Annotated in this window: 21 protein-coding genes; 6 read left to right on the plus strand and 15 right to left on the minus strand. The window is 69.3% G+C overall.

All coding sequences use genetic code 11. From position 1 onward, the window contains the following. Nucleotides 1–37: 37 nt before the first annotated feature. Entirely contained in the window at nucleotides 38–955 is a 918-nt protein-coding gene (locus OG219_RS09940; RefSeq protein ID WP_266824994.1) for a LysR family transcriptional regulator, read from the minus strand. Nucleotides 956–1,025: 70 nt separating this feature from the next. On the opposite strand from OG219_RS09940, the gene OG219_RS09945 reads away from it, so the two are divergent. Continuing rightward, nucleotides 1,026–2,186 (plus strand): TDT family transporter, encoded by a 1,161-nt coding sequence (locus OG219_RS09945; RefSeq protein WP_266824995.1) that lies wholly within the window; start codon nucleotides 1,026–1,028, stop codon nucleotides 2,184–2,186. Here the strand turns inward: OG219_RS09945 and OG219_RS09950 are convergent. The 5 genes from OG219_RS09950 to OG219_RS09970 form a co-directional block, all read right to left on the minus strand. Continuing rightward, complete coding sequence (locus OG219_RS09950) at nucleotides 2,113–2,850, minus strand: helical backbone metal receptor (RefSeq protein ID WP_266824996.1); 738 nt, start codon at nucleotides 2,848–2,850, stop codon at nucleotides 2,113–2,115. The genes OG219_RS09945 and OG219_RS09950 overlap by 74 nt on opposite strands. After that, nucleotides 2,837–3,415: a helix-turn-helix domain-containing protein gene (locus tag OG219_RS09955; protein WP_266824997.1), complete on the minus strand. Its 579-nt coding sequence runs from the start codon at nucleotides 3,413–3,415 to the stop codon at nucleotides 2,837–2,839. Before OG219_RS09955 ends, OG219_RS09950 begins: the two co-directional genes overlap by 14 nt. 153 nt (nucleotides 3,416–3,568) lie before the next feature. After that, nucleotides 3,569–4,555 carry a hypothetical protein gene (locus OG219_RS09960; RefSeq protein ID WP_266824998.1) on the minus strand — a complete coding sequence of 329 codons (987 nt, stop codon included), beginning with the start codon at nucleotides 4,553–4,555 and terminating at the stop codon, nucleotides 3,569–3,571. A gap of 157 nt (nucleotides 4,556–4,712) precedes the next feature. Then, nucleotides 4,713–7,322, minus strand: coding sequence for an ABC transporter permease/substrate binding protein (locus OG219_RS09965; RefSeq protein ID WP_266824999.1), 2,610 nt, complete (start codon nucleotides 7,320–7,322; stop codon nucleotides 4,713–4,715). Next, nucleotides 7,315–8,394, minus strand: coding sequence for a glycine betaine/L-proline ABC transporter ATP-binding protein (locus tag OG219_RS09970; protein WP_266825000.1), 1,080 nt, complete (start codon nucleotides 8,392–8,394; stop codon nucleotides 7,315–7,317). Before OG219_RS09970 ends, OG219_RS09965 begins: the two co-directional genes overlap by 8 nt. Nucleotides 8,395–8,614: 220 nt before the next feature. On the opposite strand from OG219_RS09970, the gene OG219_RS09975 reads away from it, so the two are divergent. Then, nucleotides 8,615–9,535, plus strand: a complete 921-nt coding sequence (locus OG219_RS09975; RefSeq protein WP_266825001.1) for a 5'-3' exonuclease — start codon at nucleotides 8,615–8,617, stop codon at nucleotides 9,533–9,535. A gap of 63 nt (nucleotides 9,536–9,598) precedes the next feature. Beyond that, nucleotides 9,599–10,435: a siderophore-interacting protein gene (locus tag OG219_RS09980; RefSeq protein ID WP_266825002.1), complete on the plus strand. Its 837-nt coding sequence runs from the start codon at nucleotides 9,599–9,601 to the stop codon at nucleotides 10,433–10,435. A 113-nt stretch (nucleotides 10,436–10,548) separates the two neighbouring features. Here OG219_RS09980 and OG219_RS09985 read toward each other — a convergent pair whose 3' ends face one another. The 3 genes from OG219_RS09985 to OG219_RS09995 form a co-directional block, all read right to left on the minus strand. Next, the gene (locus OG219_RS09985) at nucleotides 10,549–11,325 is read right to left on the minus strand and encodes an ABC transporter permease (RefSeq protein WP_266825004.1); all 777 of its coding nucleotides are present in this window, start codon (nucleotides 11,323–11,325) and stop codon (nucleotides 10,549–10,551) included. Further along, nucleotides 11,322–12,344 carry an ATP-binding cassette domain-containing protein gene (locus OG219_RS09990; protein ID WP_266825006.1) on the minus strand — a complete coding sequence of 341 codons (1,023 nt, stop codon included), beginning with the start codon at nucleotides 12,342–12,344 and terminating at the stop codon, nucleotides 11,322–11,324. Before OG219_RS09990 ends, OG219_RS09985 begins: the two co-directional genes overlap by 4 nt. A gap of 197 nt (nucleotides 12,345–12,541) precedes the next feature. Next, entirely contained in the window at nucleotides 12,542–13,189 is a 648-nt protein-coding gene (locus OG219_RS09995; protein ID WP_266825008.1) for a PadR family transcriptional regulator, read from the minus strand. Between the two features lie 270 nt (nucleotides 13,190–13,459). On the opposite strand from OG219_RS09995, the gene OG219_RS10000 reads away from it, so the two are divergent. The 3 genes from OG219_RS10000 to OG219_RS10010 all read left to right on the plus strand — a co-directional run bounded on the left by OG219_RS10000 (nucleotide 13,460) and on the right by OG219_RS10010 (nucleotide 17,920). After that, nucleotides 13,460–15,025 (plus strand): amino acid permease, encoded by a 1,566-nt coding sequence (locus OG219_RS10000; protein WP_266825010.1) that lies wholly within the window; start codon nucleotides 13,460–13,462, stop codon nucleotides 15,023–15,025. Between the two features lie 714 nt (nucleotides 15,026–15,739). Beyond that, nucleotides 15,740–16,855 carry a terpene synthase gene (locus OG219_RS10005; protein ID WP_266825012.1) on the plus strand — a complete coding sequence of 372 codons (1,116 nt, stop codon included), beginning with the start codon at nucleotides 15,740–15,742 and terminating at the stop codon, nucleotides 16,853–16,855. A 123-nt stretch (nucleotides 16,856–16,978) separates the two neighbouring features. After that, entirely contained in the window at nucleotides 16,979–17,920 is a 942-nt protein-coding gene (locus OG219_RS10010; RefSeq protein ID WP_266825013.1) for an RluA family pseudouridine synthase, read from the plus strand. An 18-nt stretch (nucleotides 17,921–17,938) separates the two neighbouring features. On the opposite strand, the gene OG219_RS10015 is transcribed toward OG219_RS10010, so the two are convergent. The 6 genes from OG219_RS10015 to OG219_RS10040 form a co-directional block, all read right to left on the minus strand. Further along, nucleotides 17,939–19,417 carry a cytochrome P450 gene (locus tag OG219_RS10015; RefSeq protein WP_266825015.1) on the minus strand — a complete coding sequence of 493 codons (1,479 nt, stop codon included), beginning with the start codon at nucleotides 19,415–19,417 and terminating at the stop codon, nucleotides 17,939–17,941. Between the two features lie 82 nt (nucleotides 19,418–19,499). Then, complete coding sequence (locus tag OG219_RS10020) at nucleotides 19,500–20,114, minus strand: ATP/GTP-binding protein (RefSeq protein ID WP_266825017.1); 615 nt, start codon at nucleotides 20,112–20,114, stop codon at nucleotides 19,500–19,502. Continuing rightward, a complete protein-coding gene (locus OG219_RS10025) occupies nucleotides 20,095–20,559 on the minus strand; it encodes a DUF742 domain-containing protein (RefSeq protein ID WP_266825019.1) in 465 nt (154 codons plus the stop codon). The genes OG219_RS10020 and OG219_RS10025 overlap by 20 nt, the downstream gene beginning before the upstream one ends. Further along, the gene (locus OG219_RS10030) at nucleotides 20,556–20,963 is read right to left on the minus strand and encodes a roadblock/LC7 domain-containing protein (RefSeq protein ID WP_266467101.1); all 408 of its coding nucleotides are present in this window, start codon (nucleotides 20,961–20,963) and stop codon (nucleotides 20,556–20,558) included. The genes OG219_RS10025 and OG219_RS10030 overlap by 4 nt, the downstream gene beginning before the upstream one ends. Beyond that, nucleotides 20,960–22,552, minus strand: coding sequence for a sensor histidine kinase KdpD (locus OG219_RS10035; RefSeq protein WP_266825021.1), 1,593 nt, complete (start codon nucleotides 22,550–22,552; stop codon nucleotides 20,960–20,962). Before OG219_RS10035 ends, OG219_RS10030 begins: the two co-directional genes overlap by 4 nt. Before the next feature lie 294 nt (nucleotides 22,553–22,846). After that, nucleotides 22,847–23,473, minus strand: coding sequence for a TetR/AcrR family transcriptional regulator (locus tag OG219_RS10040; protein WP_266825023.1), 627 nt, complete (start codon nucleotides 23,471–23,473; stop codon nucleotides 22,847–22,849). Nucleotides 23,474–23,560: the final 87 nt, after the last annotated feature.

Raw genomic sequence — 23,560 nt, forward strand, 5'->3', positions numbered from 1 at the left:
AACGGGTAGGGGCGGAGGGGGCGAAAAAACCAACCCCTCACACCCCCCGCGTAAGCGACAACAGATCGCGCGCCGGCCCCGTAGGCCGATGCCCCGTCGGCCACACCGCCCGTAGGGACCGCCGCAGTTGGACATCCGACAGCGGAATGCTCACCAGCCGGTGGGCGGAGAGCTCCTCACCGAGGGCCAACTCGCTCAGGACCGCAGGCCCCGCACCACTGACGACCGAAGCCTTGACCGCCGTCGTGGAGGACAGCTCGATGAGCGGCCGGGCGAGACCGCCAAGGGCCGTATCGAGGACCTGCCGCGTGCCCGACCCCTCCTCGCGGAGGATGAGCGGCGTCGACGCCAACTCCGCCGCAGACAGCGGCGACCGACGACGCGCCCACGGATGAGTCGGCGCCGTCACCACGATCAGCCGATCGTGGGCGATGACCGCGGAGTCGAGCCCGGCCGGCACGGTCAGGCCCTCGACGAACCCGACGTCGGCCTCGCCCGCGAGAAGGCGTTCGGCGACGGTCGCCGAGTTCCCGGCGAGGAGGGACACAGCCGTGTCGGGACGCTGCGCGCGGAGCGCGATGAGCCACCCCGGCAGGAGGTACTCGGCGATCGTCATGCTCGCCGCGACCCGCAGCCGCGAGTCACGACGATCCCGCAGCGCCTGCGCCCCCGCGTCGAACGCCTCGGCCGCCTCCACCACCCGCCGCGCCCAGTCCGTGACCAGCGCCCCCGCGTCCGTGAGACGGGACCCGCGCGGTGAACGGTCGACGAGGCCCACGCCGAGTTGGCGTTCCATCGAGCGGATCCGGCCGCTGGCCGCAGGCTGCGTGATGCCCAGTTCGCGCGCGGCCCGCCCCAGACTCCCCAGCCGGGCCACCGCGAGCAACAGCTCCATCGCCCCCAGATCCGGCACCCGGTGCGCGATTCCCGTCCGCTCCTCAGCACTGCCACTCATAAACCCAGCTTATGCCCTCATAGAACGGTGCTCCCTGGTGGGGAGCGCCCCGCGGCGGGACCGTGGAGACATGGTCACCGCAGTCCAGCCCGCCACGTCGTTCTCCAAGGCCGGAGCCTCACGGGCCACCGCCCTCCGGTATCTCGGCCCGAACTGGTACGCCTCGGTGATGGGCACCGCGATCGTGGCCACGGCTGGCGCCGGACTCCCCGGAACCGTTCCGGGCCTGCGGACCCTCTGCGCAGCCGTCTGGGCGCTGTCGCTCGCGATGCTCGTGGTCCTGCTCGCCGCCCGGACCCTGCACTGGACGTACCACCGCGACCAGGCCCGCGCCGGCCTCCTCGACCCTGCGACGGCCCCGTTCTACGGCTGTCTGTCCATGGCCCTCCTTGCCGTGGGCGGCGGCGCCCTGGTCGTGGGCCAGGACTGGATCGGCACGGAGGCGGCGGTCGCGCTGGACGCCGTCCTGTTCAGCGCCGGTACGGCTCTCGGTCTCACCTGCGCGGTGGCCGTCCCGTACCTCATGGTGGTCCGGCATCGCATCGAGCCCGGACAGGCGAGCCCCGTATGGCTGCTCCCCGTCGTGGCCCCGATGGTGTCCGCGGCCCTCGGCCCGCTACTCGTCCCGCATCTTCCCGCCGGGCAGGCGCAGGAGACCCTCCTCCTCGGCTGCTTCGCGATGTTCGGCCTGAGCCTGCTGGCCACCTCGCTGATGCTGCCGCTGATCTTCGCCCGGCTCATCACCGGCGGACCGCTCCCCCTCGCCCTCACTCCGGCCCTGTTCCTCGTACTGGGCCCGCTCGGGCAGTCCACGACCGCGGTCGGCAAGTTCGCGGACTTCGCGCCCGGCGTGGTGCCCGCCCCGTACGACCGGGGCTTCGGCACTCTCGCCGTCCTCTACGGAGTCCCCGTGATGGGCTTCGCGCTCCTCTGGCTCGCCCTCGCCACCGCGATGGTGCTGCGCGCCCGCCGCCGGGGCATGGGCTTCTCGATGACGTGGTGGGCGTTCACCTTCCCGGTGGGGACCTGCGTCACCGGCGCGGAGGGGCTGGCCCGGCACACCGGTCTCGTCGCCTTCGACGGGCTCGCGGTCGCGCTGTACGTCCTGCTCGTGGCGGCCTGGTCGGTGGCCGCAGTCCACACCGCCCGCGGCCTGGTCAGCGGCGAGCTGCTCGCAGCGCCTCGCCCAACAGCCGCGGAGCCCGCGCCAGCGAGGGCCCGTACCAAGTGAGCATGCGTCCGTCGACGAGCGCGCAGGGCACGCCCTCGAACGCCTCGGGTCCGTCCTCGGCGGTGAAGCGGTACGGCTCGTCGGGCAGGACCACGAGTTCGGGTGCCGCCGCCCTGAGCTCGGGCAGTGGGATGCGCGGATAGCGGTCTTCGTGGTGCGCGTACAGGTTGTCGACGCCCAGGCGGGCCAGTACGTCACCCGCGAAGGTGTCCCGGCCGAGCACCATCCAGGGCCGTCGCCAGATGGGCACGACGGCGGTCGTACGACGGTCCGGAACCACCGGCTCCGCCCACGCCTTCTCCGCCTCGTCCAGCCAGCGCGGCCGGGCCGGCGCCCCGCACGCCCGCAGCACCCGCTCCAGTTCGCGGAAGGCCCCCGGCACGTCCCGTACCTCGGTGACCAGGACCTCGATGCCCGCCGCTCGCAGGGCGGTCAGGTCGGGTTCGCGGTTCTCCTCCTCGTTGGCGACGACCAGGTCGGGGGCGAGCCGCACGACGCCCTCGACGTCGGGGTTCTTGGTGCCGCCGATCCGGACGACGTCGAGGTCCGCCGGATGGCTGCACCAGTCCGTGGCGCCGACCAGGGCTCCGGGCAGGGACAGGGCCACGGCCTCGGTGAGCGAGGGCACGAGCGACACCACGCGGGGGGCGTCAGCGCCTGCCAACGTTGTGGCGGTCCTCCACCGCGTCGATGTGGTCGGCGACCTCGACCACGATCACCCGGGTGTCCGGCACGGTCGCCCGCCACCGGTGCCGCACGCCGCCCGTCAGATACATCGTGTCGCCGCGCCCGAGGCGATGGGCACGCCCCTCCGCCTCGACCTCGACGGCGCCGTCGACGACGTACATCAACTTGTCGTTGCGGAGCTGGAGTTCGCGGCCCTCGTCGTGGTCGCCGGTGAACTCGGTGGCGTGCAGCTGGTGGTGACCGCGCACCAGGGGGCGCACTCGCGCTTCGGGGGCGTACTCGGCACTCTCGGCGCGCACGACGTCGACGCTGCACGCCGGGTCGGCGGCGGCGAGCAGCTCGACGGCGGTGGTGCCGAGCGCGTCGGCGACTCTCTCCAGGGAGCTCTTGCTGGGCCTGGCCCGCTCGTTCTCGACCTGGCTGAGGAAGGGGACCGACAGGCCGCTGCGCTCGGCAACGACGGCGAGGGTGAGGTCCAGTGCACGGCGGCGCCGCCGTACTGCCGCGCCCACCCGAAGGGGCTGTTCTTTGTGGTCGCCCATCGCTCCGGCTCCCTCCCTCGAATCGTCGGTCCGCCGCTACTACGGCTACTGCTTCGGTCCACTACTTCTGATGAGTTGTTTGCACCCTACGCATGTTCGGCAAACCGTTTCACGCACCCGTCACATCGCCGTCACATGGAAGGAGCGTCAGGGTTACAGTTCGCGCCAATAGACGAGCTGGCCCGCTTCCCCGGGCGCCGCACCCTCGCCCGGGACGAAAACGCTGACCAGCAGGGCCGGATGCCCGTCCGGGTCGGTGAGCAGGGTCGCGGACGGGTTGGCGAAGGCCTGGCTCGCGCCATGGGTGCGCAGGGTCAGCCGGTCGGCCCGTCCGGTCGCCGGATCGTAGGCGTAAGTCCGCCAGCTCCCGAAGTCCTCGCGCCACCGCTGCCCCTCTATCAACACCAGCTCGCTGCCCCCGAGTTCGAGGGACGAGCGGTCGCCTATGTTGCCGCCGGTCCCCCAGGCCTCCAGCGCCCGGTCGAGGCGCTGGTCGGGCTCGGCGTGCCAGGTCGTGAAGTCCCTGAGTGTGGCCCGGAGTTGACGGTCGGTGTCGCACTGCGCCCGGTAGTGCCCGGTGAGTTCGACCGTGCCGTCGTGCACGGAGGTGATGTCCGGCGTGCCCTCGGCGCAGCGCGAGAGGGTGCGCGGCGCGTCGTAGGCGTGGGCGGGCTTCCCGGCCAGCAGGGCGTCGAGATCGGCGTAGCCGCGTACCGCGATGTGGTTGTCCGGATCCTTCTCGTACGCCAGTAAGTAGCCACCGGCTACGTAGCCACCGGCGCCGTCGGCGGCGAGCGTGGGCTGACTGGTGCCCGCGCCGAAGTCGTGGCGGCGGGTCCAGGTGCGCAGATCCGTGGAGGTGGCGACGGCCGAGTGGAAGCGGCCGTCGGCGAGGGTCGAGTGGTAGACGGCGAGATAGGTGCCGTCCTGCGTCCGGATGATCTGCGCGGTGTCCATGGTGCGGCCGGTGTCGTCCCGCAGGTCGTACACGAAGCCGTCGGCGTCCCGGACGTCCCCGACGAGCGAGGCGAGCCTCGCCGTGGCGGCGGACACCGGCTCCGCGCTCGCACCCGGCGGCACGGCCGTCACCAGCACCACGAGGAGGGCGACGAGGTGGCCTGAGCGGAGCAGGGATCGCACGGAGGTCTCACAGGAACGCAGGGAGGAGGGGAGCCGAGCGTACGGACGAGTCGCGGGCGCGGGGAACTCCGCGAGGGGTGGCCTTCGCCACACGGGACACGCGACCCGTGCGACGAAGGGTCACCCCTCGCCGAACCACCTGGGAACTACTTGCGAACTACTGCGGAGTCATCCGCTCCACCATGTCCGGGTGCTCCTTCAGCCACGCGGCCACGGCGTCCTCCTCGTGCCCCTGGCCCTGGTCCTTGATCTCGGACTCCAGGCTGCCGAGTTCGTCCTCGCTCATCTTGAAGTTCTTGATCCACTCGGTGAGCTGCGGGTACTGCTCCGGGAAGTCCTTGCTGGAGATGGTCCGGATCGTGTTGCCCTCGCCGAACAGCTTCTTGTCGTCCGCGAGCTTGGTGAGCTCGTACTCGCTGTAGGCCCAGTGCGGGGACCACAGGACGACGGCGACGGGCTCCTTCTTGGCGTAGGCGCGCTTCAGCTCGGCCAGCATCGCGGGCGTGGAGCCGTCGACGACCTTGTACTCCTTGTCCAGGCCGTAGCCGGGCAGCACCTTCGTCTTGAGCAGGTTCATCTCGCCGGTGCCCGGTTCGATGCCGATGATCTTCCCGCCGAAGGTGTCGCCCTTGCCCTTGAGGTCCGCGAGGGACTTGACGTCCTTCACGTACGAGGGGACGGCGATCTCCAGTGAGGTCGGCTCGTACCAGGTGCCGAGGTCTCTCAGGTCGTTCTTGTGCTGATCCCAGTAGTTGGACTGGGCGTACGGCAGCCAGGCGTCGAAGTTGAGGTCGAGGTCACCGGAGGCAAGGCCCGTGTAGACGGGGCCGACGTCCATCTGCTTCATGTTCATCGTGTAGCCGCGCCGGGCCAGGACGTTCTTCCACAGGTAGGTGACGGCTACGTCCTCGTCCCAGGGGAACCAGGCGACGTCCAGCGCGCGCTTGGTCTCGGCACTGGCCGTGCTGGTCTTGACCGGGGCCAGCTTGTCGACGACGCCGGGGTTCTTCTTCAGCCAGGCGCGCACGGCGTCCTGCTGCTTGCCCTGGCCGGCCTTGTTGATCTCCGACTCGAGGCTGGTGAGCTGCTCCTCGGTCATCTTGAAGTTCTTGAGCCACTCGCCGACGACCGGGTTCTCCTGGGCGAAGCCCTTGCGCGAGAGCGTGTGCACGCCGTCGCCGGAGCCCCAGGCGGCCTTCGGGTCCTTGAGCTTCTTCAGGTCGTAGTCGCTGTACGCCCAGTGCGGCGACCACAGGGTGACGACGATCGGCTCCTTCTTGGAGTACGCGCGCTTCAGCTCGGCCAGCATGGCGGGCGTGGAGCTGTCGACGACCTTGTACTCCTTGTCGAGCCCGTACTCCTTGAGCACCTTGGTCTTGAGCAGGCTCATCATTCCGGCGCTGGACTCGATGCCGGTGATCTTGCCGCCGAACTCGTCGGCCTTGCCCTTGAGGTCCGCCAGGGAGTTGATGTCCTTCATGTACGAGGGGACGCTCAGCTCCAAGGACGTCGGGCCGTACCAGGAGCCCAGGTCGTCGAGGTCCTTGCCGTACTTCTTCCAGTACTGCTCGTGGGTGACCGGCAGCCAGGAGTCGGTCTCGAAGTCGATGTCGCCCTGAGCGAGGGAGGTGTAGAGGGGGCCCGCGTCGAGCTGCTTCGTCTCGACCTCGTAGCCGCGCTGCTCCAGGATCTCCTGCCACAGGAAGGTGGAGGCGACGCCCTCGTCCCACGGGATGTAGCCGATGCTGATCTTCTTGCCCTGGCCGACGTTCTTGCTGTCGGCGGCGGTGGACGTCGAGTCCGTGCCGCCGAACATACCCATGCCGCCCGCGACCAGCGCGAGCACGACGACGCCGACCATAGCCACGGCCGGGCGGGGGCGGTAGGACCAGATCTTCAGGCCCTGTGCGGCCCGCAGCCTGGCGGCGGCGCGGCGGCCGAGCGGCGAGACCTGGGTACCCAGGGCGCTGGTCATGCGGTCCAGGTAGATCGCCAGGATGACGATGGCGACGCCCGCCTCGGAGCCGAGGCCGACGTTCAGCTGGCCGATGGCCTGGTTCACGTCGCCGCCGAGGCCGCCGGTGCCGACCATGCCGGCGATCGCGGCCATGGACAGGCCCAGCATGATGACCTGGTTGACGCCCGCCATGACGCTGGGCAGGGCCAGCGGCAGCTGGATGCGCAGCAGGGTGTCGCGGGGGGTGGTGCCGAACGCGTCGGCGGCCTCGACCAGTTCCTTGTCGACCTGGCGGATGCCCAGCTCGGTCATGCGGACGCCGGGGGCCAGCGCGAAGATCAGGGTGGCGACCATGCCCGCGGGGGCGCCGGTGCCGAAGAACAGGATCGCCGGGATGAGGTAGATCATCGCGGGCAAGGTCTGCATGAAGTCGAGCACGGGGCGCACGACACTGCTGACCCGGTCGGAGCGTGCCGCCCAGATGCCCACGGGCACCGAGATGACGAGCGCGATGAGTGTCGCCACGAGGACGAGCGAGAGGGTCACCATCGCGTCCTCCCACAGTTCGAGGGAGTCGATGAAGGCGAATCCCACGAAGGTGAGGACACCGGCGGACATGCCGCGCAGCCAGAACGCGATCACGGCGAAGATGCCCGCGAGGAGGAGCGGTTGCGGGGCCTGGAGGACGGCGTTGATGCCGTCGTAGGCGCCGTCGAACACGGTCTTGAAGAAGTCGAAGAGCCACGCCATGTGGTTCAGGAGCCAGTCGACGGCGTCGTTGACCCAGTCACCGAAGGGAATCCTAGGCACCGGCCTTCACCGCCTCGTCGCGCGGCGTGGCACAGCGGACGGGGGTCCCCTGCTCATCGCCGAGGTAGCCGACGAGCCGTTGTCGCGGGACGACACCGACCAGTTTCTGTTTCTTGTCGAGCACCGCGACGGCGTGCGACACGCGGGCGCTGATCGCGCAGAGTTCGTTGAACGGCGTGGTGGGCGTGGCGGTTTCGCAGGCGCAGTCCGCCTCGTCGCCGCGCAGGTCGGTGTCCATGACGGACTCGGCGGTCAGCACGCGGGAGCGGTCGACGTCCTGGGTGAAGGAGGCGACGTAGTCGTCGGCGGGGCGCACCAGGATGTCCTCGGCGGTGCCTATCTGGACGATGCGGCCGTCGCGCATGACGGCGATCCGGTCGCCCAGGCGCATGGCCTCGTTGAGGTCGTGCGTGATGAAGACGATGGTCTTCTTGAGCTTCTTCTGGAGTTCGATCAGCTGGTCCTGCATGTCGCGGCGGATCAGCGGGTCGAGGGCGCTGAACGACTCGTCCATCAGCAGCAGATCGGCGTCGGTGGCGAGCGCACGGGCCAGGCCCACGCGCTGCTGCATACCGCCGGACAGCTCGTCGGGCCAGGACTTCTCCCAGCCCGCGAGGCCCGCCAGCTCAAGTGCCTTGGCGGCACGCTCGTTGCGCTCGGCGCGCGGCACGCCCTGTACGCACAGGCCGTAGGCGGCGTTCTCCAGGACGCTGCGGTGCGGGAAGAGCGCGAAGTGCTGGAAGACCATGCTGATCTTCTTCGCCCGGACCTCGCGCAGCTCGCGGGCGCTGAGTTTCGTCAGATCCTGACCGTCGAAGCGCACATGGCCCCCGGTCGGCTCCAGCAGTCCGTTGAGCATGCGCAGCAACGTCGACTTGCCGGAACCGGACAGGCCCATGACCACGAAGATCTGGCCCGGCTCCACCGTGAAGGAGGCGTCGATCACCGCGGCGGTGATGCCGTCGGCGCGCAGTTCCTCACGGTCGACTCCTTGTTGGAGCCGCTCCATCGCCTCTTCGGGTCGTCTGCCGAACACCTTGTACAGGTGCTCGGCTTCTAGCCTGGATGACACGTGTGCCTCTCGGTCGGACGGTTTGAGCGCTGCGACGGTGGAGCGCTTGAACGGCCGGTTTGTTGAACGTCGGACGAATGCCGGACGAACGACGGTTGAACACGCAACCGGCCTTGCTCAGAAGCGGCGCCTGCCCCCGCTTATGCGGAGCAAACACGAGAGTGGTTCAGGTCACGTTCCGGGGCGGTCGCTGTCAGTGCCGTACGGCATGATTTGAGGCGTGACCAGACGCCTGATGCTGCTCGACACCGCTTCCCTGTACTTCCGGGCCTATTTCGGGGTTCCCGACTCCGTGAAGGCCCCGGACGGCACGCCTGTGAACGCCGTGCGCGGGCTGCTGGAATTCATCGACCGCCTGGTCAAGGACCACCATCCCGACGACCTGGTGGCCTGCATGGACGCGGACTGGCGCCCGCAGTGGCGGGTCGACCTGATCCCGTCCTACAAGGCGCACCGCGTGGCGGTGGAGACCGAGACCGGCCCGGACGAGGAAGAGGTGCCGGACACGCTGTCCCCCCAGGTGCCCGTCATCGAGGACGTCCTGGACGCGCTGGGCATCGCACGTGTGGGCGTCAAGGGGTACGAGGCGGACGACGTGATCGGCACCTTCGCCGGACGCGCCACCGGCCCGGTCGACATCGTCACCGGCGACCGCGACCTGTACCAACTGGTCGACGACAAGCGGGGAGTCCGCGTCCTCTATCCCCTCAAGGGCGTCGGCATGCTCCAAGTCACCGACGAGGCCTGGCTGCGCGAGAAGTACGGCGTCGACGGCCCGGGTTACGCGACTCTGGCGCTGCTGCGCGGCGACCCCAGCGACGGGCTGCCCGGTGTCCCCGGCATCGGGGAGAAGACGGCGTCCAAGCTGCTCGCCGAGTTCGGTGACCTGGCCGGGATCATGGCCGCCGTCGACGACCCGAAGGCCAAGCTGACGCCCTCGCAGCGCAAGCGCCTCGACGAGTCACGGCCGTACGTCGCCGTGGCACCGACCGTCGTCAAGGTCGCCGGCGACGTCCCCCTGCCGGACGTCGACACCGCGCTGCCGCACGCGCCGCGTGATCCGGCGGCACTGGACGAACTGGCCGTACGCTGGGGTCTGGGCGGTTCGTTGCACAGGTTGCTCTCGACTCTTCAGGTTTGAGGTGTTAACTAGAGAGAGGTGCTAACTTAGGCAAGCCTAAGCAATGTGAATTTGGAGGCCTTCATGGCAGAGCGTCCGGAACGCAGGACCCCGAAGCCCCGCTCCGCACAGGTGGTGCGGACCGAGCGGCTGACACCGCACATGCAGCGGGTCGTCCTCGGCGGCGAGGGCCTCGCCGAATTCACCGCGGGCACCAGTACCGACCATTATGTGAAGCTGCTGTTCGGCGCCGAAGGTGTCACCTACCCCGAGCCGTTCGACATGAAGGTCATCCGCGAGGAGTTCCCGCGCGACCAGTGGCCCGTGACGCGCACGTACACGGTGCGCCACTGGGACGCCGAACACCGCGAGCTGACCCTCGACTTCGTGGTGCACGGCGACGAGGGCCTCGCCGGCCCCTGGGCGGCGAACGTCCAGCCGGGCGAGCTCGTACGGTTCATGGGTCCCGGCGGCGCCTACGCACCGGACGCGAGCGCGGACTGGCATCTGCTGGCCGGTGACGAGAGCGCACTGCCCGCGATCGCGGCCGCCCTGGAGGCGCTGCCCGACGGCGCCGTGGCGCACGCCTTCGTCGAGGTCTCAGGGCCCGAGGAAGAGCAGAAGATCAACTCCGACGTGGACGTCGTCTGGCTGCACCGAGGCGGTCGGCCCGTCGGCGAGGCGCTCGTCGAGGCCGTACGCGCCCTGGAGTTCCCCGAGGGCCGGGTGCACGCGTTCGTGCACGGCGAGGCTGGCTTCGTGAAGGAGCTGCGCCGGCTGCTGCGGGTCGAGCACGAGTTCTCGCGCGAGGACCTGTCGATCTCCGGCTACTGGCGGCTCGGCCACAACGAGGACGGCTGGCAGGCGACGAAGCGGGAGTGGAACGCGCAGGTGGAGGCGGAGCAGGAGGCGTCCGCCTGAGGCGGGCCCGGGCGAACGCCGAGAGGCGGCCACGCGTCACGCGAGCCGCCTCCTGACGCTTCCGGGTGAGTCACTTCTGGCTGACGCTTCCGGGTGAGTCACTTCCGAGTGGGCTACACCGACCGCTGATAGGACCTGAACGTCCGGATCGACAGCCACACGGCGGCGACCGCCAGCGCGAGCAGTGCGCCGCCCCGGCTGAGCACGTCACCCCAGTCGGGGTCCGCGGACAGCGCCGAACGGCCCGCCACCATCGCCCAGTTGAGCGGGTTGAAGTCGGCGATGTGCCGCATCCAGCCGGGCATCTGGGAAGGCGCCATGAACGCCGTGGACAAGAACGTCAGCGGCAGCAGCAGGAACGTGTTGATGCCGATGATCGACTCGCGCTCCTGGACCAGCATGCCCAGCGCGTTGGACAGCGCCCCGAAGATCGTACCGAGCAGCACCGAGGCGACGATCAGGATGAGGACGCCTCCGATCCCGCCCGGATACTCCGCGCCGCCGAGCAGTCCGAGCAGTCCGATGATGACCGACTGCAACGCGGTGACCAGGCCGTTGTTGACGACGTTGCCGTTCATCAGGGCCGCCCGGCTGACGGGCGTGGTCAGGAACCTGTTGAGTGTGCCCCGCTGGATCTCGTCGAGCGTGGTCATGCCCGCCCACATGTTGGAGCTGAGCGCGCTCATCACGACCACGCCGGGCACGAGGTAGTCCAGATACGAGGTGGTGCCGAAGCCGCCCAGCTCGACGACCTTCTTGAAGAGGTTGCCGAACAGGAACAGCCAGACCACCGGCTGGATCAGCGTGATCAGCAGGAACGCCGGCTGGCGTACGAACACCATGAGTTGGCGCTGCGTCATGTACCAGGTCTGGGAGACGGCGGTGCTCATCGCGCACCTCCGGCGAGGGCGAGGTTCCCGGTGGAGTCGGCTGCTTCGGCCTCCGCCTCGGAGTAACGGCGGCCCGCGTAGCGGAGATAGACGTCGTCGAGCGAGGGCCGGGCCACGGTGGCCGCGGCGACGGTGACCCCGGCCCGCTCAAGTGCCCCGAGCAGGGCGGGCATCGCGGCGGCTCCGTCGTCGGCGCGGACACTGATCCGGCGCCCGTCGAACAACGCCTCGTGCACGCCTCCCAGTTGGGTGAGGGTTCCGTTCAGCAGCGTACGGCCGGCTTCGCCGATCGCTTCGCGAAGCTCCAAGTGGACGGCGTCCCCGCGGAGTTCGCCCTTGAGGGCATCCGGTGTGCCCTCGACCACGACTCGGCCCCGGTCGACGATCGCGATGCGCTCGGCAAGCCGGTCGGCCTCTTCCAGGTAATGCGTGGTCAGCAGGATGGTGAGGCCCTCGTCCCCGGCGAGGCGGGCGATCTCGTCCCACATCGCGTTGCGCGCCTCGGGGTCCAGGCCGGTGGTCGGCTCGTCGAGGAAGAGCACCTCGGGGCGGTGGACCAGGCCGAGGGCGACGTCGAGGCGGCGCCGCATACCACCCGAGTAGCCCTTGACCGGGCGCTTCGCCGCGTCCGCGAGTGTGAAGCGGTCGAGCAGCTCGTCCACCCGGCGGCCCAGGTCGGCGCCTTTCAACCCGTAGAGCCTGCCCTGGAGTTGAAGGTTCTCCCGGCCGGTCGCCACCGGGTCGGCGCCGGAGCTCTGGGCGACCACGCCGATCGCACGGCGCACCCGGTCCGGATGGCGCAGCACGTCGTGGCCCGCGACGGTGGCGGTGCCCGAGTCGGGGCGGGCCAGGGTGGTGAGGATCTTGACGGTGGTGGACTTGCCGGCGCCGTTCGGGCCGAGCAGCCCGAAGACGGTGCCCGCCTCGACGGTCACGTCCATGCCGCGCAGCGCGGTGACGTCACCGGGATAGGTCTTGATCAGCTGACGCGCCTGCACTGCGGGCGCACGGGTATTCATGACGACTGCTCTCCTTGTGAGCGGATGACTACAGATCCGCAGGCAGCGGATGTGGACCGATCCGCGTGAAGAGCGCCGGGCTATCCTGGGTGTGCCGCACCTCGATCGCCTGGCCTGCCTCACCGCGGGTCCGGTTCGGGGTTCGAGACCCTGGCGGGGCTGCTCCAACAGCTCTGCCGGGGTCTGTTCATGTCGGGTCACTTGTCGACGGGGCGGTCCTCCAAGTCCTGGAACTCCGGCGGCATCTCCCCGGTCTCGTGGAAGCTCCGCCAGGCCTGCACCCCGGGCAGGGCGCCTGCCTTGATCTCCCCGAGGAAGCCGCGGACCCACTCCGCCTGCGCCTCGACCATGTGCAGTTGGTACTCGGTCTCCACGAGGAAGATCCGGGGCAGCGTCTCGTACAGCTTCTCCAGCGCCCCCCTGCCACTCGCGGCCTGCACCTCCAGGGAGTTGAGCCGCTCTTCGAGCAGGCGCGTCACCTCATCGGGGTGCAGCGCGCCCATCAGCGAGAGCGCGGTCTCGAAGATCGGGTACTCCCGCGCCGGGACGGCCATCAGGTCGGAGAGCCACTCGGTCATCTCCTGGCGCCCGGAGTCGGTGATGCCGTAGATCGTGCGCTCCGGACGGTTGCCCTGTCGCTCCACGTCCGTGACCTCGACGAAGCCGTGCTTCTCCAGGTTCTGCACCACCGTGTAGAGCGATCCGTAGTTGATCTTCGTGCTGGTGTCCTTGCCCTGACGGCGCAGGGTCTGGGCGATCTCGTACGGATGCATCGGCTTCTGCCAGAGGGTCGCCATCACGGCAAGCGCCAGCGGGTTGCTCAGCTTGCGCCGCTTCAGTGCCATGACGACCTCACCTCGTCTCCGAATATCCGTAGCCGAACATATCGCGTCTCCGAAGCAGTCGTCAATAGACACGATGTATCGCGATTCGGAGCCGGGCGGAAGAGCGTTCCGAAGCCCGGGGCCGAGGGCGCTTCGAAGCCCGGCGGAAGGGCGTGAGGACTTAGGCCCGCCCCAGACATGGCCACGTCACACGAGCGAAACAGGCCCTCCCTAATTTCTGTCACCCGACAGGAATACCGCCCACCCTTTCGCGCCGAAGGCAGGTGCCACGTGACGACCACCGCCCCCTCCGACGTCCGCCCCGACCCTCCCGAGTCCCCCGGAGACGGCTCCCTCGCCCAGTTCGGCTACCGCCAGGAGCTGCACCGCAGCCTCGGCCGGTACGCCTCGTTCGCCGCCGGGTTCTCCTTCATCTCCGTACTGACGACCGTCTTCCAGTTCTTCGCGTTCGGGTACGCGTTCGGCGGCCCCGTCTTCTTCTGGACCTGGCCGGCCGTCCTGGTGGGCCAGTTGCTGGTCGCCGCGTGCTTCGCGGAGCTGGCCGCGCGCTATCCGATCTCGGGAGCGATCTACCAGTGGTCCTCGCGGCTCTCGAACCTCTCCTTCGGCTGGTTCGCCGGCTGGATCATGGTGATCGGGCAGATCGTGGTGGTCGCGGCGGCGGCGCTCGCGCTGCAGATGGTGCTGCCGGCGATCTGGTCGGGCTTCCAGCTGGTGGGCAGCGATCCGACGCCCACCAGTGCCGACGGCGCGGCCAACGCGGCGGTCTTCGGCGTGCTCCTGCTCGTCCTGACCACGCTGGTGAACGTCCTCGACAACCGGGTGATGTCCCTGATCAACCGGGTCGGTGTGACCGCCGAGATCATCGGCGCGGCCCTGATCATCGTGCTCCTGTTCACCCACTCCGAGCGCTCCCCCGGCATCACCTTCCACACCGCCGAGGGCAGCACCGGCCTCTTCGGCGCGCTGATGGTGGGCTCCTTCATGGCGGCGTACGTGATGATCGGCTTCGACAGCGCGGGCGAGATGAGCGAGGAGACCCGCGATCCGCGCCGTACCGCACCCCGCACGATCCTCACCGCGCTCGGCGCGGCGGGCCTGCTCGGCGGTCTGATCGTCCTCGGCGGACTCCTCGCCGCCCCGAGCCTCACCGACGGACGGCTCGGAGTCGAGGGCCTCAGTTACGTGCTGACCAGCACCCTCGGCGACGGAGTCGGCCGCGCGCTCCTCGCCGACGTCGTGGTGGCCATCGCGGTGGCGACCCTCGCGATCCAGACGGCCGCCTCCCGGATGCTCTTCTCCATGGCCCGCGACGGCCAGCTCCCCTTCTCCGCCCGCCTCGCCAAGGTCAACCCGCGCACCGGCATGCCGAACGCCCCGGCCCTGGTCGTCGGCGTCCTCGCGGCCGCCGTACTGCTCCTCAACTTCGCCTCCCCGGAAGCCTTCCTGGCCATCGGCACCACCTGCATCGTGATGCTGTACCTGGCGTACGCGATGGTCACCGGCCCTCTGCTGGTGCGACGCCTGCGCGGGCAGTTCCCCGGCGCGGACGGCGTCGACGAAGAGGGCCGCCCCCTCTTCTCCCTCGGCCGCTGGGGCGTCCCGGTCAACGCGATCGCCCTCGTCTACGGCCTCTTCATGACCGTCAACCTCGCCTGGCCCCGCGCGGCGGTGTACGACCCGGCGGGCGGGCACTGGTACTTCCAGTGGTTCACCATTCTGTTCTTGCTGGTCACCGTAGGACTCGGCTTCCTGTGGAGGGCTGTCAGTACCCAACGAGGGCACTCGGCGCCAGAACTTGCCCCTGCGGAACCCCTCCCGACACCGACTCAATAGCGTCCGCGGCGGCATCCTCGGCACGAGGGTGCCGTGAGTGAGCGCAAGTAGGGGCAGGAGCCCACCACATGACGAAGGCCCCGCCGGAATCCCACCCGGCGGGGCCGAGTCGCGTACGGCTACGGCACCGGCAAGCTCGTGCACGACGGGTCCTCCGCACACGCGTCCAACGCCTCCCGGTTCGCATCCTGCTGGACGCCGCTACCCAGTGCGGGTGGTGGGCCCCGTGCTGCTCAGACCCCGCATCGCGCTGCCGGCCCGGCGAGTAGCACCTCGCGGGTGAGGGTGAAGGCGTGGCCGCAGCCGATGAATTCGATGCCGGTGCCCTCGGCCATCAGGATGATCTGGTGCGGGCGGCGTCGGCAGGCAAGGCAGTGCCGGCCGGCCCACGTTCCACCACTGGGGCGGCACCATCGTGCCCCCGGCTACTCCGACCCCATCCAGTTTCAGTCAGGCAATTCTTACGACGCCTCCCATGTGGCTGGCGATGGCCCCTCCAGCGAGGTGGCCTTGCAGGCTCCCCGTTGCCAGGCCCGGCGCATCGTAGAAATTGCGGCCCCGGTCAAGGCCGGCCACCCTGCCTGAATCCCGCACGAAATCCGATGCGACAGGGACGGTCGGTGCTGCTGCGAGGCGAAAGGACTTGGGGATCGCTGCCATTGTGGCCAGAACCAGCCATTCCCCAGCGGGACCCGCGCATCGCACCATAGATGAATGAAGAGCTACAACTCCGCGCGGGAATTGTCAGTGCCGAGCGTGTTGTGCCCATTTCCGGTCACATGCGACGAGACGGCGGCTCGCAAGGCGGACGAGGAAATCGTCGAGTGGGCGCTGAGCCTTGATCTCTTCCCGGGACAGCGGACTGAGCTGAACGGCTACCGGTTCGGCACGTTCGCCGCGTTCACGCACCCTGACGCAGTCGACCACGATCACCTGATGCTCGCGGCCCGCAACATAACCGCCCTGTTCGCCGCGGACGATCACTATTGCGACGAGAGAATCGAAGGCGTCAGCCTCGCCATGAGCGCCTCACGGCTCGCGGGGTCGTTGACCGCGCTGGAGAACGGCTCCCGGCTGCCCGACTGCCCCGCGACCGAGGGCTTTGTCGGCAGTGACCCAGTGGCACGTGCGCTCCGCGAGACCGCGGAACACATCACACGCTTGGGCACCCCGGCGCAAGTAGGCCGTCTGCGCCACGAGACCATCGCCACGTTCCTGGCAATGGCGGCGGAAAACGCATGGCGCAACGCGGGGCACGTTCCCGATCCCGCGGAGTACCTGGCCCATCGCAAGTACAACGGGGCCATGGCCTGCCTGGTACTGATCGATGTCGTCGGCGGCTACGAACTACCTGTCCGTGACTGGGAAGATCCTGGTGTCCGGTCTCTGTCGCTCGCTGCCTCATTGATGATCATGCTGGTGAACGACCTGTATTCGGTTGCCAAAGAGAGCGCTGACATCGGGAGCCACAGCTTGCCCACCGTGCTCTCCGCACGCCACGGATGGTCTCTCGAACGGAGCATGTGCGCGACCGGTGAGCTCCACGACCGCCTCATGCGTGCGTATCTGCGTCTGGAACCCGACGTCGCGCGCCATGCCTCGCCCGAACTCACCCGCTACCTCGCCGGACTGCGGCACTGGATGCGGGGAAATCTCGAATGGCACACCCTCACCGGACGACACAACAATCGCGTGGGACGCCCTACCCCTAGGACAGGGCCTCATGGTCCCACCCATGACCGAACAAGGGCCGACGCTCACTACTCGGCCACCGCCGGTGTCTGCCCACACTGCGGGGACCGCCACAACGCAGCCACAGCGGTTGCGTAAACCAACCCGGAGCGGATCAGGGAGCTGGTGACGTCGAGGGCAGCTCCCTGACCTGCGGCACAAGAACGGCCGGGCGATGGAGCGCGAGCCCGGCACGCCACGCCCCTCGTATGCTTGATCATGATGAGACGCCGTATCCCGCCCCCGCCCTCTCCCCTGCCGCAGCGCGACGGGGTGGATCCGGTACGGGTGCGGTTGCCGGCCGGGGACGCGTGGGCGACCGTGCGGGATCATCTCGTGGCGCGGCTCGCGGCCGGGGCCGGGGTGATCGACCGAATGCTCGACGCGGGGCAGATCGTGGACGTCACCGGGCGTCCGGTGACACGGGACTTGGCGTACGTACCAGGGATGTTCGTCTGGTTCCACCGGGAGCTGCCGGACGAGGAGCAGGTGCCCTTCGCGGTCGACGTCATATACCGGGACGAGCACCTCGTGGTGGCCGACAAACCGCACTTCCTGGCCACCACCCCGCGTGGCAGCCATGTCGCCGAGACGGCCCTGGCGCGGCTGCGGAGGCAGCTGGGCATCCCTACGCTCGGCGCGGCGCACCGGCTGGACCGGCTGACAGCCGGGCTGGTGCTGTTCACCGTGCGGCCCGAGGAGCGCGGCGCGTACCAGTCGCTGTTCCGGGACAAGCAGGTGACGAAGGAGTACGAGGCCGTGGCGCCGTACGCCCCTGGACTGGCCCTGCCCCGCACCGTACGCAGCCGGATCGTCAAGGAGCGCGGGGTCTTGGCGGCCCGCGAGGTCGAGGGCGAGCCCAATGCCGTCAGCCGGGTCGAGTTGCTGGAGCACGAGCACGAGCGTGCCCGGTACCGGCTGATGCCGCGTACCGGGCAGACGCACCAGCTGAGGGTGCACATGAGCGCGTTGGGGGTGCCGATCCTCGGCGATCCCCTCTATCCCGTGGTGACCGGCCCCGTGCCGGACGGCGACTTCCGGCGCCCGCTCCAACTGCTGGCGCGGGTCCTGGAGTTCACCGATCCGGTCACGGGGCACGAGCACCGGTTCGTCAGCCCGCGTGCGCTGCGGGCCTGGTCGTCGTACGAGGAGTGGGCGGGGTAGCCCCGGTGACCGGTCGTCTCAGTCGCCGCGCCACCAGCGCATGAGGCGCCGGAACACACCCGGCCGGCGGGCCGGTGCGGGCGCCGTCGCCGACGTGGGCTCGCCGGCCCGGATGGCGGGTTCCGGAGCCGTGGGCTGTGGCTGCTCCGTGCTGACCTGCCAGTTGTTCGGTCGCTGCGGCGGCACCGGGTTGATCGAGGGCCGCTGCATGACGTCCTGCTGGGGCTTCGGCGCGAACTTCACCGGCAGTTCCACCAGGTGCCGGTTCGCGACGGACGACCGCCAGCGCAGCTCGTCCTCCCCGCAGGCGAGTTGGATGTCCGGCACACGGGTCAGCAACGCGTCGACGCCGACGTCGGCGATGGCGCGGCCGATGTCCTGGCCCGGACATTCGTGGGGACCGCCGCTGAAGGCGAGATGGGAGCGGTTGCCCTGCATGTTGACCTCGAGGTCGGGCCGGACCCGCGGGTCGACGTTGCCCGGTGCCATGCCGAGGAGGAGTCCGTCACCCTTGCGGATGTGCTGGCCGCCCAACTCGGTGTCCTGCTTGGCGATGTAGGCGAAAACAGTGCTGAACGGCGGCTCGTCCCACAGGGACTGCTCCACCGCCTCGGGCACCGTCATCTGGCCGCCGTTGAGCTGAGCGCGGAACCCCGGGTTGGTGAGCACCTCCCGCAGCACGTTGGCGAGGAGGTTGGCGGTGCTCTCGTACGCGACGATCAGGACCACGCGCAAGTGCTGGCCGATCTCCTCGTCGTCGAGCCCCGCCGGGTGGTTGATGAGGTGGCTGGTGAAGTCGCCCTTGGGCTCGGCCCGGCGGCGGGCGGTGAGCCGCATCAGGGCATCCATGACGTACTGGTTGCTGGCGATCGCGGTCTGGGTGCCCTTGAGCATGTCGCGGGCTGCCTGCACGATCCGGTCACCGTACTCGTCGGGCATGCCGAGGATCTCGCACATCACCGCCATCGGCAGGTGCTCTGCGAACTGGCTGACCAGGTCGGCGCTGCCCTCCTCACAGAATTGGTTGACGAGGTGCTGGGTCGCGCGGTTGATGTAGCGGCGGATGCCTCGGTGGTCGATGGTCGACATGGCGCCAGTGACCGCGCCACGCAGCCGCAGGTGCTCGTCGCCCTCGGTGTGGCAGCAGATGGGCTGCCGGGCGAAGTGCGGCATGAGCGGGTGGTCGGGCTTGACCGTGCCGTCCTGCATGGGAGTCCACAACCGGCTGTCCTTGCAGTAGTGCGAGGGGTTCCGCACCATGTGCATGTTCTCGCCGTGGCCGAGCACGACCCAGATCGGCACGTCCTCGTGGAGCAGCGCCGGGGCCACCGAGCCGTGCTCGGCCCGCAGTTCCTCGTACACGGCTCCCAGGTCCTCGGCGCCGGGGCCGTACAGCCGGCGCACTCCGCCGGGACCGCGGCTGTGGGCGGGGCAGCCGGGCGGCGGGCCGAGCGTGGGGTCGTCCGTACTGGTCGGGGAATGGGATTCAGGCGTCACGGTGATCGCTCCGAAACTGAAGTGGATCCGTTGTCTTGGGGGTTGGCGTATCTGCGTACGGATTCGGTACGCACGGGAGGGCTCAGGCGCGCGCCATGGCCAGCGAGTGCAGGAAGCTCATCAGCTTCATCAGGACATCCCGGCTGGAGGCCCTGCGGCGCGCGTCGCACTTGATGATCGGGATGTCCTCGGAGAGGTCGAGCGCGGACCGCAGCTCCTCGACCGGGTAGCGGGGCGCGTCCGGGAAGTCGTTCATGGCGACGACGAACGGCACACCGCGTTCCTCCAGGCGGCCGATCACGTCGAAGCTGACCTCCAGCCGGCGGGTGTCGATCAGGACGACCGCGCCGAGCGCTCCCTCGAAGAGGCCGTTCCAGAGGAACCAGAAGCGTTCCTGGCCCGGCGTGCCGAAGAGATAGAGCACCAGTTGTTCGGTGATCGAGATCCGGCCGAAGTCCATGGCGACGGTGGTGGCCGTCTTGGTCTCGGAGCCGTAGTTGTCGTCGACTCCGATCCCGGCCTGCGTCATGGTCTCCTCCGTGGTCAGCGGCTTGATCTCGCTGACGGAGCCCACCATGGTCGTCTTGCCGACTCCGAAACCGCCGACGATGACGATCTTCACAGCTGCCTGGGTGGTGTGCGGCAGGTGGTCCTCGGCGCGAGGACCCGTGATGGTGTCAGAGCTTTTGAAGTCCATGCATCACCGCTTCGAGGAGGGAACGGTCGGGGAGCGCCGAGCGGACGATCGGGGCGCGCGCCTGTACCAGTTCGGCCGCCAGCAGCTCGGTGAGCAGGACGGTCACCACGCTGACGGGCAGATTGAGATAGGCCGAGAGTTCGGCCACGGACAGGGGGGCCGAACAGAGCCGGATCAGCGCCGACTTCTCCGGCTGGGCGTTGGACGGCGGCGCCTCGGCGCGCGCCACGATTAACGTGACGAGGTCGAGGGCGGCCCGGTCGCCGCCCTCGGCCCCGCCCGTGAGCAGATACAGGCGCTCGGGGTTCTTCCGGTCCTGGCCGTCCTGCGGAGATCCCTCTTTCGGGGGTCCCCCTCGGGAGGGGTCTTCGTCGAGAAGTCCCTCGATGGGGGGTCCCGCGGGTTCTTCCTTGGGGTAGCGCCGTCGGCGTTGCGGAGGAGTCATACGGTCTGCCCGTTGCGCCGCGGCGGACTCGTCAGATGGGCGCCGATGCGGACGACGAGGTCGCGCATGCGGTTGCTCATCAGGCCGGGCTCCGCGGTCTGGTTGGCGAGGACCGCGAGATAGGCGTTGGGTCCCGCCGACATCAGGTAGAAGTAGCCGCCGTTGATCTCGATGATGACCATGCGCATCCGGCCGTCGCTGTTGGGGATCTCGCTCGCGACGGCTCCGGCCAGGCTCTGCAGGCCCGCGCAGGCCGCGGCGACACGGTCGGCGGCGTCCGGGTCGCCGCCGTACCGCGCGATGCGCAGCCCGTCGGCGGAGAGCACCACGATCTGCTGGACGCCGGGTACCCCGTCGGCGAGTTCCTTGAGCATCCAGTCGAAGTTGGCTCGCTGCTGGATCACTTGGGGTCCCCTTCGTCGTCGGCCTCCACAGGGGCCGGCTTGATCGTCGTGCCGGTTGCGGCGGCCGGGTCCGGGTCGCCTTTCAGCCCTTCCATGAACGCCTCGACCCACAGGCCGGGTTCGGGCTCCTTCTCCTCCAGGACGGGTGCGGCCGCCCATGAGGGCGCTGCGGCCGCGCGGGCCTCGGCGGCCTCGGCGTCCGCGCGGGCCTCGGCCGCGCGCTGGTGGAAGGAGACCTTGACGCGGCTGCGGCGCTGCGGCAGGCCGTTGGGCGTCCACTCGGTGACCTGGGGGACGTCGTCGTCCTGGGAGTCGCCGTCCGGCGTGGTGAGCCGGGGGCCGGTGGTCGGGCGGCGCTTCTTGGGCTTGCGGTTGGGGCCCTCGACTCCGCCGGTGTCCATGGTCGGAACGGAGTCGATGCCGATGCCGTGCGCGAGGCCGGGGGCGTCGTCGGTGGTGAGCATGTTCCGCGGCGCGACGAGAACGGCGCGGACACCGCCGTACGCCGACTGCCTGAGCGAGACCTGCATGTTGTACATCTTCGCGAGCCGGCCGACGACGGCCATGCCGAGCCGCGGGTTCGCGCCGAGGGCGTCGAAGTCGACTCCGAGGGCGGCCTGCCGGAGCAGGTCCTCCGCCTTGTCGCGGGCCTCGTCGCTGAGGCTGACGCCGCCGTCCTCGATCTCGATGGCGATGCCGGTCTGCACCTCGATGGCGGTGACGTGCACCCTGGTGTGCGGCGGCGAGTAGCGCGTGGCGTTGTCGAGGAGTTCGGCGACGGCGTGGATGAGCGGTTCGACGGATACGCCGTTCACGGCGACCTCGACGACGTTGTGCAGCTCGATGCGGCGGTACTCCAGGATGCGCGACATCGCGCCGCGCAGCACGCTGAACAGCGGTACGGGCTCGGGCCATTGGCGTCCGGGGCGGCCACCGCCGAGTACCGCGATGGAGTCGGCGAGGCGGCCGATCAGCGCGGTGCCGTGGTCGATGCGCAACAGGTCGTCGAAGACCTCGGGGTTGCGCCCGTGGTCCTCCTCCATCTCGCGCAGTTCCTTGTTCTGCTGGTGGATGATCGCCTGCACACGGCGGGCGATGTTGACGAAGGCTCGCTGCGCGGAGTCGCGCATCGATTCCTCGCGGTCGATGATCGTGAGCACGGTTTCCAGCAAGTCGCGCTGCGGCTTGGGGAGTTCGCCGAGATCCGGATCGGTCCGGCCGAGGTTGCGGATCACTTCCCCGGGAGAGGCGCCGGCGTGCAGTCGGTCGAGCCCGACGGGCAGGACCTCGCGGGAGAAGTGCTGGATCTCCTGATCGTGGGCGGCGATGCGCTGTTCCAGATGTGCGGTGCGGTACGCCATGTCGTCACGCAGATCGCGGGCGACGCGGCCACGCCGTACGGCTTCAGCGCCGATCGCGACGACCAGAAGTGTCGCGATGGCTCCGCACCAGCCGACGGCGGCGCGGGCCGGCTCCGTCACCGATGCGACGGCGGCTCCGGTCGCCGCGGCCATCACTATGGCCGGCAGCAACAGCACGCGCGCGTAGGGAAGTTCACGGCCACCGGGAGGCGATTGAACACTCACCATGTATGCCCTCTGAGACAAGTCGACTGGGGGATCGGGGAAGTTTGTGGGGGAAACGGCATGGTTCAAACTGAATCTTCGGAACTTTTGGGAACAAGCGCACGAATACATCTCAACTCGGTGCGCTGCGGGCGAGCTTAGTCCGACCGGATCAACGCCGTGTCATATTCAGCAAGCACCTGAAATCGCCCATGCGACAGGAGTACCCTCGGCTCATTTGTACGCTGTGACGTCATTCGCACACGCTGCGTGATGGCGTACGGGCATGCGAAAACCGCCCCGGAGAGGGCCCGTCGGTCAGATTCCGGCGATGCGCAGCGCCGCGTCCGCGGTGGCCTCCGCGAACGCGGACACCGGCCGTTCCGGATCGGAGCGGTGCACGAGGATCACGCCCTCGATGAGGCCGAACAGCAGATCGGTCCGCAGATCCAGCTCACTCTTGGCGAGCGCGCCCCCCGCGGCCGTCGCGGCGAGCAACTGCCGGTAGGTGTCCTTGAGTTCGGCCCGTACGGCATGGAAGCCGGCGAAGCCCTCGGCGCGCACCTCGGGCAGCAGATAGAGACCGCCCAGGTTGTGCGGGCCGCCGCAGAGCAGCTCGACGTCCGTGCGGCACAGCTCCCACAGCCGGTCCTCGGCCGGGGTCGCGTCGTCCGCGAGGAGCTCCCGGGCGAGAGTGAGCGAGGGCGTGACCGTGGACTCCAGGAGCTCGGCGAGCAGCTCCTCCTTGCCGGAGACGTAGTGGTACATCGACGCCTGCCGCATGCCCGCGCGCTCGGCGACGGCCCGGGTGGTCGTGGCGGCGTACCCGCGGGTCGTGAACAACTCGGCGGCGGCGTCGAGCAGTTCGTCGCGCGGCGACAGACCACTGTCCGGCCGCTGAGCCGCACGCGGCCGGCCGACCCGTCGTCCACCACCGGTTCCCATGTGTTCGATCCTCGCACATCGGGTCACGCGGCGATCACCGTGAGGGATCGGTAACCGGACGGCAACACACGGGACACGGCGTCGACC

The organism is Streptomyces sp. NBC_00038 (genome assembly GCF_026343635.1).
GTDB lineage: Bacteria > Actinomycetota > Actinomycetes > Streptomycetales > Streptomycetaceae > Streptomyces.

Excerpts from the sequence above, each read along its gene's own strand:
- OG219_RS09940 (WP_266824994.1), bottom strand. The coding sequence starts at position 955 with ATGAGTGGCAGTGCTGAGGAGCGGACGGGAATCGCGCACCGGGTGCCG.
- OG219_RS09945 (WP_266824995.1), top strand. The coding sequence starts at position 1,026 with ATGGTCACCGCAGTCCAGCCCGCCACGTCGTTCTCCAAGGCCGGAGCC.
- OG219_RS09955 (WP_266824997.1), bottom strand. The coding sequence starts at position 3,415 with ATGGGCGACCACAAAGAACAGCCCCTTCGGGTGGGCGCGGCAGTACGG.
- OG219_RS09980 (WP_266825002.1), top strand. The coding sequence starts at position 9,599 with ATGGCAGAGCGTCCGGAACGCAGGACCCCGAAGCCCCGCTCCGCACAG.
- OG219_RS09985 (WP_266825004.1), bottom strand. The coding sequence starts at position 11,325 with ATGAGCACCGCCGTCTCCCAGACCTGGTACATGACGCAGCGCCAACTC.
- OG219_RS09990 (WP_266825006.1), bottom strand. The coding sequence starts at position 12,344 with ATGAATACCCGTGCGCCCGCAGTGCAGGCGCGTCAGCTGATCAAGACC.
- OG219_RS09995 (WP_266825008.1), bottom strand. The coding sequence starts at position 13,189 with ATGGCACTGAAGCGGCGCAAGCTGAGCAACCCGCTGGCGCTTGCCGTG.
- OG219_RS10005 (WP_266825012.1), top strand. The coding sequence starts at position 15,740 with ATGAAGAGCTACAACTCCGCGCGGGAATTGTCAGTGCCGAGCGTGTTG.
- OG219_RS10010 (WP_266825013.1), top strand. The coding sequence starts at position 16,979 with ATGAGACGCCGTATCCCGCCCCCGCCCTCTCCCCTGCCGCAGCGCGAC.
- OG219_RS10020 (WP_266825017.1), bottom strand. The coding sequence starts at position 20,114 with ATGGACTTCAAAAGCTCTGACACCATCACGGGTCCTCGCGCCGAGGAC.
- OG219_RS10025 (WP_266825019.1), bottom strand. The coding sequence starts at position 20,559 with ATGACTCCTCCGCAACGCCGACGGCGCTACCCCAAGGAAGAACCCGCG.
- OG219_RS10035 (WP_266825021.1), bottom strand. The coding sequence starts at position 22,552 with ATGGTGAGTGTTCAATCGCCTCCCGGTGGCCGTGAACTTCCCTACGCG.
- OG219_RS10040 (WP_266825023.1), bottom strand. The coding sequence starts at position 23,473 with ATGGGAACCGGTGGTGGACGACGGGTCGGCCGGCCGCGTGCGGCTCAG.